This is a genomic window from Roseibium sp., from assembly GCF_051016195.1.
GTDB lineage: Bacteria > Pseudomonadota > Alphaproteobacteria > Rhizobiales > Stappiaceae > Roseibium.
In genome coordinates this window covers 620,822-634,199 of sequence record NZ_CP134616.1, presented here as the reverse complement: position 1 = coordinate 634,199, position 13,378 = coordinate 620,822, and the positions used below count along the sequence as shown (strand labels likewise).

At 60.0% G+C, this 13,378-nt stretch carries 10 protein-coding genes; 9 read left to right on the top strand and 1 reads right to left on the bottom strand.

Translation table 11 applies throughout. The annotated features are described in order from the left end of the window. Positions 1-50: 50 nt before the first annotated feature. The 9 genes from rsfS (at position 51) to fdhF (ending at position 11,106) form a co-directional block, all read left to right on the top strand. The gene (gene rsfS, locus RDA78_RS02860) at positions 51-461 is read left to right on the top strand and encodes a ribosome silencing factor (RefSeq protein ID WP_434053863.1); all 411 of its coding nucleotides are present in this window, start codon (positions 51-53) and stop codon (positions 459-461) included. A 122-nt stretch (positions 462-583) separates the two neighbouring features. Further along, positions 584-1,066, top strand: coding sequence for a 23S rRNA (pseudouridine(1915)-N(3))-methyltransferase RlmH (rlmH, locus tag RDA78_RS02855; RefSeq protein ID WP_434053862.1), 483 nt, complete (start codon positions 584-586; stop codon positions 1,064-1,066). A gap of 51 nt (positions 1,067-1,117) precedes the next feature. Continuing rightward, positions 1,118-1,615, top strand: coding sequence for a GNAT family N-acetyltransferase (locus RDA78_RS02850; protein WP_434053861.1), 498 nt, complete (start codon positions 1,118-1,120; stop codon positions 1,613-1,615). A 374-nt stretch (positions 1,616-1,989) separates the two neighbouring features. Then, the gene (locus RDA78_RS02845; RefSeq protein ID WP_434053860.1) at positions 1,990-3,291 is read left to right on the top strand and encodes a murein hydrolase activator EnvC family protein; all 1,302 of its coding nucleotides are present in this window, start codon (positions 1,990-1,992) and stop codon (positions 3,289-3,291) included. Beyond that, positions 3,288-4,616, top strand: coding sequence for a S41 family peptidase (locus tag RDA78_RS02840; RefSeq protein WP_434053859.1), 1,329 nt, complete (start codon positions 3,288-3,290; stop codon positions 4,614-4,616). Before RDA78_RS02845 ends, RDA78_RS02840 begins: the two co-directional genes overlap by 4 nt. A 120-nt stretch (positions 4,617-4,736) precedes the next feature. Continuing rightward, entirely contained in the window at positions 4,737-5,882 is a 1,146-nt protein-coding gene (locus tag RDA78_RS02835) for a divergent polysaccharide deacetylase family protein (protein ID WP_434053858.1), read from the top strand. 116 nt (positions 5,883-5,998) lie between these two features. After that, positions 5,999-6,454 carry an RNA pyrophosphohydrolase gene (locus RDA78_RS02830; RefSeq protein WP_434056092.1) on the top strand — a complete coding sequence of 152 codons (456 nt, stop codon included), beginning with the start codon at positions 5,999-6,001 and terminating at the stop codon, positions 6,452-6,454. Positions 6,455-6,664: 210 nt separating this feature from the next. Beyond that, positions 6,665-8,341 carry an NAD(P)H-dependent oxidoreductase subunit E gene (locus RDA78_RS02825; protein ID WP_434053857.1) on the top strand — a complete coding sequence of 559 codons (1,677 nt, stop codon included), beginning with the start codon at positions 6,665-6,667 and terminating at the stop codon, positions 8,339-8,341. Next, positions 8,338-11,106 carry a formate dehydrogenase subunit alpha gene (fdhF, locus tag RDA78_RS02820; RefSeq protein WP_434053856.1) on the top strand — a complete coding sequence of 923 codons (2,769 nt, stop codon included), beginning with the start codon at positions 8,338-8,340 and terminating at the stop codon, positions 11,104-11,106. Before RDA78_RS02825 ends, fdhF begins: the two co-directional genes overlap by 4 nt. 67 nt (positions 11,107-11,173) lie before the next feature. Here the strand turns inward: fdhF and RDA78_RS02815 are convergent, their stop codons facing one another. Next, a complete protein-coding gene (locus RDA78_RS02815) occupies positions 11,174-13,252 on the bottom strand; it encodes a hypothetical protein (RefSeq protein WP_434053855.1) in 2,079 nt (692 codons plus the stop codon). Positions 13,253-13,378 lie beyond the last annotated feature (126 nt).

Here is a 13,378-nt window from a genome sequence, read left to right as displayed (position 1 = left end):
CGACGTTGGTTTCGGGACGGCACAAACGGCGAAAGGCACTACACCTGACCATGACCTTTGAAAGTGGGCGGACAGAATTGTCCACTCCTCTGCAGGCTTCCGTAAGCGCTGATCTTGCGGCAGGCCTCCTCGATACGGTTCTTAGCAGTCTTGACGATTCCAAAGCTGAGGACCTGATAACTCTCGACATCGCTGGTAAAAGTTCTCTGGCAGATCACATGGTGATTGTGTCCGGTCGGTCGCATCGTCATGTCGGCGCAATCGCCGATCATTTGCTGAAGAACCTGAAATCCGCCGGGGTCAAATCCGCAACGGTGGAAGGTCTGAGCACCTGCGACTGGGTGTTGATCGATGCGGGCGATGTGATTGTACATATTTTCCGTCCGGAAGTTCGTGGCTTCTACAATCTTGAAAAGATGTGGGCACCGGACACGGACGAAGCGCCGCAATATATCGGCTGAACAGCCTCCCTTTCCGGCTTTCAGGCGTGACGGCCTGAAAGCCTTTTGAGCTGGGGCGTTCCTGCGCAAGCAGGCCGGGTTGCCGCGAATTAAAAGACCGGATTTCTTCCGGCAGGGATCTTATGCGCTTCACACTCTCATGCATCGGCAAGATGAAAGCAGGTGCGGAAAAGGACCTGCTCGACAGGTATCTTGATCGCGCACGCAAGACCGGCCGGGGTCTCGGCATCACCGATGTCCGCGTTGCGGAACTGGCCGAAAGCCGGGCGCACCGCCCGGAAGACCGGAAAGCAGAAGAAGCTGCCGCGCTTCTGGGATCATTGACGAGTGCGGCGAGGGTTGTGGTTCTTGACGAAAACGGCAAGAACCTGACAAGCGCGGAATTCAGTCAAAAACTGGAAGGCTGGAAGGATCAGGGCATTTCCGATGTCGTGTTCGCGATCGGAGGCGCTGACGGTCACGGCCCGGACCTCATCGCTCGGGCAGACCTGAAACTCGCGCTCGGAGCAATGACGTGGCCGCACCAGATCGCCCGGATCCTTCTGGCGGAACAGATTTATCGCACCATGACCATCCAGTCCGGCCACCCCTATCACCGGGTCTGATGTCTCTGCAGGACCGCGCGGTTGACCGCGCCAATCATTTTGGAAGCTAAGATGGCAGACATTCCCGTGCTTCGCACCGAACGCCTGATATTGCGGCCGATGACGATGGGCGACTGGCCGGCGTATTTCGACTTCATGCAGAGCCCCCGGTCGGCCGGCATGGGCGGGCCGTTCGACAGGAAGATGGCTTGGGCATTGTTTTGCCACGACATGGCCCAATGGCCGCTGATGGGTAACGGAGGCCTGATGATCGAAGACGGAGCGTCGGGGTCATGCCTCGGTCAGGTCGGTATCAATCACGGCCCACTTTTTCCAGAACACGAACTGGGTTGGTTCGTCTATCCGGAGGCGGAAGGCAAGGGCGTTGCTTTCGAGGCTGCGCAACGGTTTCTGGACTGGGCACGGAACGATCGCAAACTTCCGAGCCTTGTGAGTTACGTTGATGAGGACAATCCGCGGTCCCGCCAGCTTGCCGAACGCCTTGGCGCTATCCGGGACGACGAAGCCGCAAGGCCGGACCCCGCAGACCTGGTCTATCGCCACTTCTAGGCGCGACATGATGACAGGTTTCGCCCTTCGAGCGCGGCTGCACACGCTCATTGAAGACGGGATCATTAACATTTGTTAACGCTTCAAGTGATCTGAAAACACGTTTTCGCCCGTATCTCGCCGTATTCCGAACGTAACGGATAAGGGAACAAAAAGGTGGAACAGATACAGGCGGTCGCGAAACCGAAGCGGGTACCGGATTAAGGCGCTGGTTACCTGAGTAAACGGTTCGTTAACGCAGTCAGTGTATCGCGGAAAGGGTAACCTTTGGGAGCTGACGGGAATTGAGACCGGATCGCATTAACGCTGTGCGTCCTGGATTTCGGAACTGGTGGACATCGGGCTCGTTTTTGAGTGGGCTCGCGCTTTGTCTCATGCTCGTTCCCGCACCCTTGCAGGCAAGTGAAAGTCTCGACGAGGAAGCGCGGGCCGAAACTGCCGAAGCGTCCGAGATCGATGCGTTTTTGGAACGGAAGAAAGAGCGCGAAGACGAACTGGCCGCCTTGTCGCGGGATATTGAAGTATCGTCCGATCGTCAGGCCGCGATCGCCCGCGAGATCCGCGCACTGGACCGTGACCGGGAAACGTTGAATGCGAAGATCATAAGCACCTCGGACACGATCAAGAGCCTTGAAACCGAGTTGACGGACACCGAACGCAGATTGATGAGCCTTGGAGAGAACGAAGACGCGGTGCGCCTGTCTCTGGTCGCGCGTCGTGACGTGCTGGCGGAAGTCCTGGCCGCGTTGCAGCGGATCGGCAAACGGCCGCCGCCGGCGCTTGCGGTGCGTCCGAGTGATGCCCTGTCGGCGGTTCGCAGTGCGATCCTTCTGAATGCGGTCATGCCCGAACTCAAGGTGGAAACCGAAGCCCTTGCCGCTGATCTTGCCGAATTGCAACGTCTGAAATCGGTGATCGCGGAGGAGAAGAACCGGCTGGGCGGCGATGCGATGCGATTGGCTGAGGAAAAGTCGCGCCTTGAACTTCTCCTGAGCGCGAAAAGGCAGGAACATCTGAAGTCGGTCAAGGTACTTGAAGAGGAAAAAAGGCGCGCGGCGCAGCTGGCGGAACAGGCAGGCTCACTCGAGGAGTTGATCGCAAACCTTGAGGTCGAAATCGAGAGCGCGCGCGACGCGGCCGAAAAGTCCCGGCAGGCGGCACTCGACGCTAAACGCAACGCCTCGCGCAATTTTGATCCGTTTGCAGATCCAGGACGGCTTGCGCCGCAAATCGCGTTTGAAGAGGCTAAGGGCCGATTGCCGCAGCCGGTAGCAGGAACCCTGCTCAAGGACTTCGGACAGGAAGATGAATTCGGTGGTTTGACGGAAGGTCAATCTATTGCCACAAGGCCGGGGTCTAATGTGACCTCGCCGGCGGACGGATGGGTGGTTTATTCAGGTCCTTTCCGTTCTTTCGGACAGCTCTTGATCCTGAACACCGGCGACGGCTACCATGTGCTCCTCGCCGGCCTGAATCGGATAGACGCGGAATTGGGGCAGTTTGTTCTTACCGGGGAACCGGTTGGTGTTATGGGCGCTACCCAGTGGGCAAGCGCGTCGACGTTCGGCTTGGGTTCGACCCAGCCGATCCTATATGTTGAATTTCGGAAGGACGGCCGTGCGGTCGATCCCACGCCTTGGTGGGCGCGCACAGAAGAAGAAAAGGCTCGCGGATGATACGGAAAGCTTCCTTGCTGCTGGTGGGTGCCCTGATGGGGGCTGCGGCAGTTACGACAATGTCCCAGATGCCGTTCAAGGTATCGGCGGCGGCGAACGCGGCCGCCACCGACACGTACCGGCAGCTCAATCTGTTCGGCGACGTTTTCGAGCGTGTGCGTTCGGATTATGTGGAAGTCCCCGATGATGCACAGCTCATCGAGAGCGCCATCAACGGCATGCTGACGTCACTTGACCCGCATTCCAGCTACATGTCGCCGAAAAGTTTCCGTGACATGCAGGTGCAGACCCGCGGTGAGTTCGGCGGCCTCGGAATCGAGGTCACGATGGAGGAAGGTCTCGTCAAGGTCGTTTCCCCGATCGACGAAACTCCCGCCGCGAAAGCCGGTGTTCTTGCCGGTGACCTGATCACCTATATTGACGGCGAGCAGGTTCAGGGTCTGACCTTGAACGAAGCTGTCGAAAAAATGCGTGGTCCGGTGAATACCGACATTGTGGTGACGATCCGCCGTGAGGGCCGCGCCGATCCTCTGGACATCACCATCACACGAGACATCATCCGCATCCGCTCTGTTCGCTGGCGTGAAGAGGAAGATGTCGGCTATGTCCGCGTGACACAGTTCAACGAACAGACGTTCGATGGCCTCAAGAAGGGCATTGAGGAAACCACGGCCGCGATTGGTGAAGACAAGGTCAAGGGTTACGTCATTGATCTGCGCAACAATCCCGGCGGATTGCTCGACCAGGCCATCGCCGTGTCCGATGCGTTCCTCGACCGCGGCGAAATCGTTTCGACACGGGGCAGGGAAGCCGATGAAACGCAACGCTACAACGCTCGAGGCGGCGATCTGACCGACGGCAAGCCCGTGATCGTTCTGGTCAATGGCGGTTCGGCCTCAGCGTCCGAAATCGTTGCCGGTGCCCTTCAGGACCACCGCCGCGCCACGATCCTCGGCACGCGTTCCTTCGGCAAGGGATCGGTACAGACCATCATCCCGCTCGGAGCCAACGGTGCGATCCGCCTGACGACCGCGCGCTACTACACACCGTCCGGAAACTCCATCCAGGCGAAAGGCATCGTGCCGGACATCGAAACCCTGCAGGAACTGCCCGAAGAACTGGTCGGCCGTGTCGAGACGCGTGGTGAAGCCGGCTTGCGCGGACACCTGGAAGCGGAAGGCGAAGAGCAGTCCGGCAGCCAGGCCTACGTCCCGCCGGATCCGGAGGACGACACCCAACTCAATCTCGCGCTTGATCTTCTGCGCGGCGAGCAGGTGAACAGCGCCTTCCCGCCGGTGTCTGACAGCGCGGCGGTCAAGAACTAACCGCTTCAAACGATCAGCTGCGCGCCGGCAAACGGCGCGCAGTGCTTCCATTCTCGTTCTGCGTATCCCGACAACAAGAAACCTCGCCGGCACCACGCCGGAACAAAGGCTCAGAACGACATGTCGAGCGAAGATCTCACAGCTCCCCTAGGGATGGGCAAGCGGCGGCTGGTCAGGCTGCCGTTCGGCCTCATCGGCGTTGGCCTCTTGAGTGTCTTCGTAACAACGACACTCATCTGGGTCGCCGTCGTGGATGATCCCCTTGGAGGTGAACCGGTCGCACTGATCCCGCTCGAGGCCACCGTTGAAGGTGTGACCTCCCAGGACATCGAGGTCGTTGAAATCCGGCCAGGGCTGAACGAGGATCTCGGTCCGAACCTGAGGCCCGACGCCGGCCAGGATCTGCTTGGGCCGCGTTACGCTATGGTCCAGCGTCCGGACGGCAAGGGACCGGAAGCGCCGGTTGAAAGCCTGTCGGCCAATCCGGACACGCGGGTCAGTGAGCGGTCCGATTATGGTTTCCTTCCGAAAGTCAGTGATGCCGGGGTGCGTCCTTTGGACGCCTATTCCCGTCCGATTGTCCGCGAGTTTACATCCATCCCGAAGATTGCCGTTATCCTGAACGGCATGGGCCTGAGCGAGACCGGGACGCAGAATGCGATCGACCGCCTGCCCGCGGATGTCACGCTTGCCCTTGCGCCCTATGGCGATGATCTCGATCTGTGGATGCAGCAGGCGCGCACCAAGGGGCATGAACTGCTCCTGCAGCTTCCGCTGGAACCCTTTGACTTTCCGGACAATGACCCGGGCCCGCATACGCTTCTCGTCAGCCTGCAGCCTGCGGAGATGCTGGATCGGCTTGCGTTTCTGCTGACACGGGCGACAAACTATGTCGGCACGATCCCCGACATGGGCGCGCGTTTCACCTCGACCAAACCGTCCATCCAGTATCTGCTTGAAAAGCTGAAATCCCGGGGGCTCATGTTCGTCGACAACGGCACGTCGTCCCGCAGTCTTTCCGCGGAAACAGCCAGTGAGTTGCGGATACCCTTTTCCGGTGTCGACGTCGTTCTGGATGAAGTGCCGCGCGAAGACAATATCGATGCCAAGCTGCTCCAGCTGGAGAGCATTGCAAGATCCCGTGGCATCGCCGTTGCGGCCGGTTCGGCCCTGCCCGTGACCGTTCGTCAGCTCGAAAAGTGGGTGCGCGACTTGGAACAACGTGGTCTTCAGCTTGTGCCGGTAAGTGCAACAATCGACGGATAGGCCCGAAGGTTGGGCTGACTGGATTTCTGATAGGTGTTGAAGTGAACAAGCGCGCCCTTGGCCCGGGGTTTCCGGAGCCGTCCGAAGGCCTGCCTTACCGTCCCTGTGTCGGGATCATGCTGATAAACGGGCAAGGCAAGGTCTGGATCGGCAGCCGCGACGATGGCGGCAGCACGGCCAATTACGAATTTGCCTGGCAGATGCCGCAAGGCGGCATCGACAAGGGCGAGACACCGCTCGATGCCGCGCGCAGGGAGCTTTACGAGGAAACGTCGATCAGTTCTGTCACGCTTCTGGAAGAAGCCCCGGACTGGTTCGCCTATGACTACCCGCCGGAAGTCGTGAGATCGACGCGCAAGGGCAAGTATCGCGGGCAGGCACAGAAATGGATTGCCTACCGTTTTGACGGGTCCGATGACGAGATCGACATCCTGACCCCGCCGGACGGCCATTCGGCGGAGTTCGCGGAGTGGCGCTGGGAGCACGCGGAACGCCTGCCCGACCTGATCGTGCCGTTCAAACGGCCGGTCTATCTGCAGGTAGTTTCAGCATTTTCCCACCTGACATCCTGATCGCACGCAACGGTCATCGTCAAAGCGTCAAGTTTTGAAGTTTCGTTGTCGCTTTTCAAACAGACAAGGCAAAGTTCCACCGCTAGCATCCGGCACAAATGGATTTTCAGCGCGTCAGCCGCATGCGGTTTTCGTGTTTTTCCAGGACTTGGGTCAGAGCATGGGCACGCGTAACAGGCCGCGTGCCTTGCACGTTTAGGAGGAACGCCAATGTCTTTCGGCAAGGGGCTTTCAAGAAAGCCGTCCCAGCCAAAAGGGCGTCAGTTGGAAGATGCGGCCCTGAGTGAAGTTCAGGCACTCCTGGGCGAAGAACCGCGCCGCGCCGATTTGCTGATCGAGCACTTGCACAAGATACAGGATGCCTATGGCTGCCTCGAGGCACGCCACCTCAAGGCGCTGTCGGTCGAGATGAAGATGTCTCAGGCGGAAGTCTACGAAGTCGCCAGCTTCTACCACCACTTCGACATCATTCGCGAGGAAGACCGGAAGCCTGCACCCCTGACAATTCGCGTCTGTGACAGCGTAACCTGTTCCATCAAGGGTGCCGACGCTCTGGCGGCGGCTCTTGAAGCCGGAGTGGACCCGGCCAAGGTCCGTATCCAGAAAGTTCCCTGTATCGGCCGCTGTGACGGCGCGCCGGCCGTGCAGGTCGGCAAACGGGCCGTCGACAATGCCAGCGAACTTTCCGTGCGCGCGACACTGTTCGAAGGGCAGACTGCACCGGATATGCCGGATTACATCAAACTCGAACAGTATCGCGCTGATGGCGGCTACAAGCTGCTGGAACGCGTGCGCGCTGGTGAGTTCGATGCAGCGGCTCTAGCTGGCATGGCGCTGGAAGCAGGCCTGAGAGGTCTTGGTGGTGCAGGATTTCCCACCGGAACCAAATGGAAGATCGTCAACGATCTTCCGGGACCGAAATACCTGACGATCAACGGCGACGAGGGCGAGCCGGGTACCTTCAAGGACCGCTACCACCTGGAACGCGACCCGCACCGGCTCCTGGAGGGGGCCCTGATCGCGGCTCACGCGATTTCAGCTGACCGGGTCTATCTCTATATGCGGGATGAATATCCGGCGGTGCTGGAGATATTGGCGGCTGAAATCGAAGCCTTGCGCAGCACCGGTATCATCACGGGAATTGACATCGAGTTGCGCCGCGGCGCCGGCGCTTACATCTGCGGTGAAGAGAGCGCTATGATCGAATCGATCGAAGGCAAGCGCGGTCTGCCGCGCCATCGTCCGCCTTTCATTGCCCAGGTGGGCCTGTTCGGCCGGCCAACGCTCAACCACAATGTTGAAACGCTCTACTGGGTCCGTGACATCGTCGAAAAGGGACCGGAATGGTTCGCATCGCAGGGCCGGCGCGATCACAAGGGCTTCCGGTCATTCTCGGTGTCTGGCCGGGTGAAGGAACCCGGCGTCAAGCTGGCACCCGCCGGGATTACCATGAACGAACTTCTGGAAGAATTCTGCGGCGGCATGGAAGAGGGTCACACGTTCAAGGGCTACCTTCCGGGCGGGGCGTCTGGCGGTATCCTGCCTGCCTCGCTTGCCGACGAGCCGCTGGATTTCGGAACGCTCGACAAGCATGGCTGCTTCATCGGCAGCCACGCGATTGTCGTCTTTTCCGATCAGGATGACATGCGCGACGTGGCGCTGAACCTGATGCGCTTCTTCAAGCACGAGAGCTGCGGCCAGTGCACGCCATGCAGATCTGGAACGGAGAAGATGGAACATCTGCTCGCCGCCGGCGATTGGAACGAGGCAAAGATCGCGGACCTTGATGCGGTCATGCGCTCTGCCTCCATCTGCGGCCTTGGTCAGGCAGCGAGCAATCCCGTGGCATCCGTGCTCAAGTTTTTCCCGGAGGAATTCGAAAGATGAGCGAGATCACATTCTCCCTCGACGGCAAGGACGTCACCGCCCAGGAAGGTGAGACCATCTGGCAGGTGGCCAAGCGCGAAGGCGTCGCGATCCCGCATCTGTGCCACAAGGATGCTCCCGGATACCGGTCCGACGGCAACTGCCGCGCCTGCATGGTCGATATCGAAGGAGAGCGGACGCTGGCGGCCTCCTGCATCCGCATGCCGTCCGCAGGCACGGTCGTCCAGACGGAATCGGAACGGGCGTCCAAGGCGCGTGAAATGGTGTTTGAACTGCTGGCAGCCGATCAGCCAAGCCGTGAGGCCCACCCCGATCCGGAAAGCGATTTCTGGAAATGGTCCGACGCGATCGGCATGACGGAAAGCCGGTTTGCTCCCTGCGAAAGACCGCAACTGGATATCTCCCACCCGGCGATCGCAGTCAACCTTGACGCCTGCATCGCCTGTAACCTGTGCGAACGCGCCTGCCGGGAAGTCCAGGTGAATGACGTGATCGGTATGGCCGATCGCGGTTCCCACACGGCTCCCATCTTCGACCTTGCCGACCCGATGGGCATTTCCACCTGCGTTGCCTGCGGTGAATGCGTTTCCGCGTGCCCGACCGGTGCGCTGATGGAAAAGAGCCTCCTGGATGATGCCGGCAAGGTGCGTCAAGTGTTCGCCGAGGAAACCGTCGACAGCGTCTGCCCGTTCTGCGGCGTCGGCTGCCTCACATCCGTTTCCGCAAAGGACGGCGAGATCGTGAAGGTCGAAGGCCGCGACGGACCGGCCAACGAAAACCGGCTCTGCGTGAAGGGACGTTTCGGCTTCGACTATGTTTCCAGCCCGGAGCGCTTGACCAAACCCCTGATCCGCCGCGACGACGCTCCCAAGCGCGGCGACATTTCCATGACCCTGGAAAACCATCTCGACTATTTCCGGGAAGCCACCTGGGAAGAGGCGCTGGACCGTGCCGCCGGCGGCCTGAAGGCCGCTTTCGACGCGAAGGGCGGTGCCGGCGTGGCGGGCTTCGGCTCGGCAAAGGGATCCAACGAGGAAGCTTATCTCTTCCAGAAACTGATCCGCCAGGGTTTCCAGACCAACAATGTCGACCATTGCACGCGGCTGTGCCACGCCTCCTCCGTGGCGGCACTGATGGAGGGGATCGGCTCCGGCGCGGTCACAGCACCGTTCAACGCGGCCGAAGATGCCGATTGCATGATCGTCATCGGCGCGCGCCCGGCTCAGAACCATCCGGTCGCCGCGACCTATATCAAGCAGGCCGCCAAGAAGGGCACGAAGCTGATCGTGATGGATCCGCGCGGACAGGACCTGATGCGGCATGCGGATTTCGGATTGAAGTTCAAGCCCGGCACCGATGTCGCCATGCTGAATGCCATCCTCAATGTGATCATCACGGAGGGCCTTTATGACAGCCAGTACATTGCCGCGCATGTCGACGGGTTCGAAGCGCTTGCCGAAAAGATCCGCGAATTCACGCCCGAGGCCATGGAACCTGTCTGCGGGATCGACGCGCAGACCTTGCGCGAGGTTGCGAGACTTTATGCGACCAGTGCCAGGTCCATCATCTTCTGGGGCATGGGCGTTTCCCAGCACGTTCACGGCACCGACAATGTCCGTTGCCTGATCGCAATGGCGCTGACAACCGGCCAGATCGGCCGTCCCGGCACCGGGCTGCATCCCTTGCGAGGACAGAACAACGTGCAGGGTGCCTCTGATGCCGGGCTCATCCCGATGGTGTTTCCCGACTACCGGTCCGTTGAAAACCCGGATATCCGGGGCGAATACGAAGACGCCTGGGGGCGGATGCTCGATCCGGTGCGCGGGCTCACGGTCGTTGAAATCATGAACGACATCCTGGCCGGCGGCATTGAGGCAATGTTCGTGCAGGGTGAAAACCCGGCCATGTCCGACCCGGATCAGACCCATGCCCGCAAGGCGCTGTCCTCGCTGAAGCATCTCGTCGTTCAGGATATTTTCCTGACCGAAACCGCGTGGCATGCCGATGTCATTCTTCCGGCCTCCGCGCATGCGGAAAAGCTCGGCACCTACACCAACACGAACCGACAGGTCCAGATCGGCCGGCCGTGTGTTCCGATGCCCGGAGACGCCCGTGCTGACTGGCAGATCCTGATCGATATCGCCAACCGCCTGGGGCTCAACTGGAGCTATGACGGCGTTCCGGCAATCTATGAGGAAATGCGGTCGCACATGGCGTCCCTCAACAACATTTCCTGGGACAGGCTCGAGCGCGACGGAACAGTCACTTATCCGGCAGATGCGCCGGACAAGCCCGGTAACGAAATCCTGTTCGGCCAGTCCTTTCCGACCGCGGACGGTCGCGGCAAGATCGTGCCGACGGACCTCGTGCCGCCGAACGAGTTGCCGGACGAGGATTTCCCGCTGGTGCTCACCACGGGCCGGATGCTGGAACACTGGCACACCGGTGCGATGACCCGGCGTGCCGCCGTGCTCGACGCCATCGAGCCGGAACCGGTCGTTTCCATGAACCCGCGCGACATCAAGCTAGCGGGCCTGGAGATCGGTCAGCAGGTGACCGTTGAAACCCGGCGCGGTGCGATTACGCTGACCCTGCGCGCGGACCGGGACGTGTCCAGCGGCATGCTGTTCGTTCCGTTCTGCTTCTTCGAAGCGCCGGCCAATTTCCTGACCAACCCGCAGCTTGACCCTTTCGGCAAGATACCGGAGTTCAAGTTCTGCGCGGCTAGGATAGGGCCGGCCGAACACCGGCAGGCCGCGGAATAACAGACAGGAAAAGGCGGCCACTGGCCGCCTTTTCTGGTTTCAGTTGCCTGAACGATCCACTCGCGACTCAGTTGGCCTCGATCTGCACGTTCAGTAGATCCGGCAGGGTCTGTGGCGCCGCCATGCTGCCGAGAATCTGGGCCAGCGGCACCGGGTTCGGCGGGGTCAGCGTGATCTTCAGGTCCTTCGGATCATTGAGGAACTTTGACGCCGCGTCGCTGACCATCTTCGTGAAGGCTTCGTTCTGAATTGGAGCCGTCGCTCCCGCTGCCTGGGCGATAAGCGCCTGCTTCAGGGCTTCTTGCGGAATGCCCTGGGCGTCCGAGATGAACTTGATCCCGTTTGTGGTCAGGCCGGCGTCGTTGAAAGTGATTGAGGCGTCGACGAACTGAGCCGAAATCGCGGCGAGTTGGCCCTGTCCTTCCGGATCTTCGAAGAGCGCCTTGGGCACGTTGGCGAACCGGAGAGACGCCTCTGCACGGCCAACCCCTTCTATGTCGATCATCAGGCGTTCCAGGCGAAGGTCCTGTGTCGCCTCATCCCAGTAAAGACGCGCTTCGTCCGACCAGACGATCGTTTCCAGTCCAAGACCCTGGAGCAGCGCCTGTGCCTGCGGGTCCTGAATTGCCTTGACAGGAATGCGCAGGCCATCGGTCTTGGAGAAAAGGCTGGTCGGAATGGGTGGGACCGTGGTCGAAAGAGTTGTTTCAACCTTGCCGATCGCGGTTTGGCCGATCTGCGGAATGTTGACCTCAAGGCCTTCGAGTTCATATCCAAGCGACCGTGGCATGAAGGCCCGCGCAACTTCCAGCGGGTTGTTCTCGCCGTATGTCGGATCGGATATCAGCTTGCCGATGATTTCCTCGATCGGCTCATATTCGGCGAACTCGATGTCGCCAATGGCGGCCCAGTCCAGTTTGGCGGAGATGCCTTCCGGCAGATTGGGCGCATCCAGACCGACCAGCATCATTTCACCGATACCGTCCGAGCCGATATCGGTCATCGCCATTTCCTTGATCTTGATCGCCGACTCCAGGCCTGGCCCAAGCGGAAAGATGATGGAGACACCACTGATGCGGGCATCGGCAAAGGCAAAGGACCGGTAAAACTGGAATACGTTGGTGATCAGCTCTTCCGGTCCGGGTGCCTGCTTGTTGAGGACCTGATCGAGAAGTTGGAGAACGTTGTTGTCGCGTTTGACAATCGTTGCGTTGTCGAGCGTCGCCTTTTCGGCCTCGATCGTAAATGCGACGCCCTCGGCGATTTCCTGGCTGGATTTGTAGTCGACAGCGGATCCCGATCCGATCAGTGTTTTTTCCTCACCGGTTTCGGGAACCGACGGGTCGAAGAGATCGATCATGCTCTTGATGTCGATGTCGCTGTAGATCGTTTTTCCCTGGCTGGTCGTCTGCACAAGCATCTGCCCCGACGCGGGGTCGAGCGTCCTGAGGTTCTGCGTCATCTGGTCGATCGCGTACTCCGCGACGCGTCCGTCCCGCGCGCCGGCCATGAGATACCCGTCCATCTGGATGGTACCGGAAAGCACTTCGGTCTCCTTGCCGTCCGCCGAAGCATAGGCTTCGATCGTGACGGCGGTGTTGTCCACCTTGACCTCGTCATAGGACGTCAGCAGCGTCGCTTTGACGAACGGGAGCCATCGGCTCGCCCGCTTCGCGTCGTCCTCGGCCGGAATTTCAGGAAGGACGAACTCATAATTGGTTGCGGAAATGCCGGACATGCGGCCGTCGACCTTCAGGCGGCCCTTGCTCTCTCTCGCGCCCTCGATCAGGAGCGTGGAATTGTCCGCATAGGTCCAGCTCTTGGATGTGAAGCTGCTGTCGTCATGCGTCAGCCCGGTAATCGTGACCGACGGTGAGCTGAAGGAGATCGAATAGGTGATGTCTTCCAGCTTGGACGGATCGATCGCGGTCGCCCCGTCATTGCCCGTGACGTTTGTTTCTTCGACCGGAACGTCCTTGAGCACGCCGCTGAAGGTGAGGGTGCTGTCCGTCAGTGTCAGCGTATCGCTGCCTTCGTCGTAGTCGACAGATCCGTTTTCAAACTCCAGCCCCAGCTTCTTCAGACCGTCGGCGTAAGCGTCAAACGCGGCCTTTCCGGTATCCTGTGCGAAGGCGGTTCCGGACATGAGCACGAATGCTGTACTGAAGGACAGAAGTCGTGCACTTGTTTTGAAGGATCTTGAGGTCTCGGTGGAGGCGGCTTTTAAAATCAATGTTTTGGCTCCAAATCGGATCATCGGACTAAACCGTCG

Excerpts from the sequence above, each read along its gene's own strand:
- RDA78_RS02845 (WP_434053860.1), top strand. The coding sequence starts at position 1,990 with ATGCTCGTTCCCGCACCCTTGCAGGCAAGTGAAAGTCTCGACGAGGAA.
- RDA78_RS02840 (WP_434053859.1), top strand. The coding sequence starts at position 3,288 with ATGATACGGAAAGCTTCCTTGCTGCTGGTGGGTGCCCTGATGGGGGCT.
- RDA78_RS02825 (WP_434053857.1), top strand. The coding sequence starts at position 6,665 with ATGTCTTTCGGCAAGGGGCTTTCAAGAAAGCCGTCCCAGCCAAAAGGG.
- rlmH (WP_434053862.1), top strand. The coding sequence starts at position 584 with ATGCGCTTCACACTCTCATGCATCGGCAAGATGAAAGCAGGTGCGGAA.
- RDA78_RS02830 (WP_434056092.1), top strand. The coding sequence starts at position 5,999 with ATGCTGATAAACGGGCAAGGCAAGGTCTGGATCGGCAGCCGCGACGAT.
- RDA78_RS02850 (WP_434053861.1), top strand. The coding sequence starts at position 1,118 with ATGGCAGACATTCCCGTGCTTCGCACCGAACGCCTGATATTGCGGCCG.
- rsfS (WP_434053863.1), top strand. The coding sequence starts at position 51 with ATGACCTTTGAAAGTGGGCGGACAGAATTGTCCACTCCTCTGCAGGCT.
- RDA78_RS02835 (WP_434053858.1), top strand. The coding sequence starts at position 4,737 with ATGTCGAGCGAAGATCTCACAGCTCCCCTAGGGATGGGCAAGCGGCGG.
- fdhF (WP_434053856.1), top strand. The coding sequence starts at position 8,338 with ATGAGCGAGATCACATTCTCCCTCGACGGCAAGGACGTCACCGCCCAG.
- RDA78_RS02815 (WP_434053855.1), bottom strand. The coding sequence starts at position 13,252 with ATGTCCGGAACCGCCTTCGCACAGGATACCGGAAAGGCCGCGTTTGAC.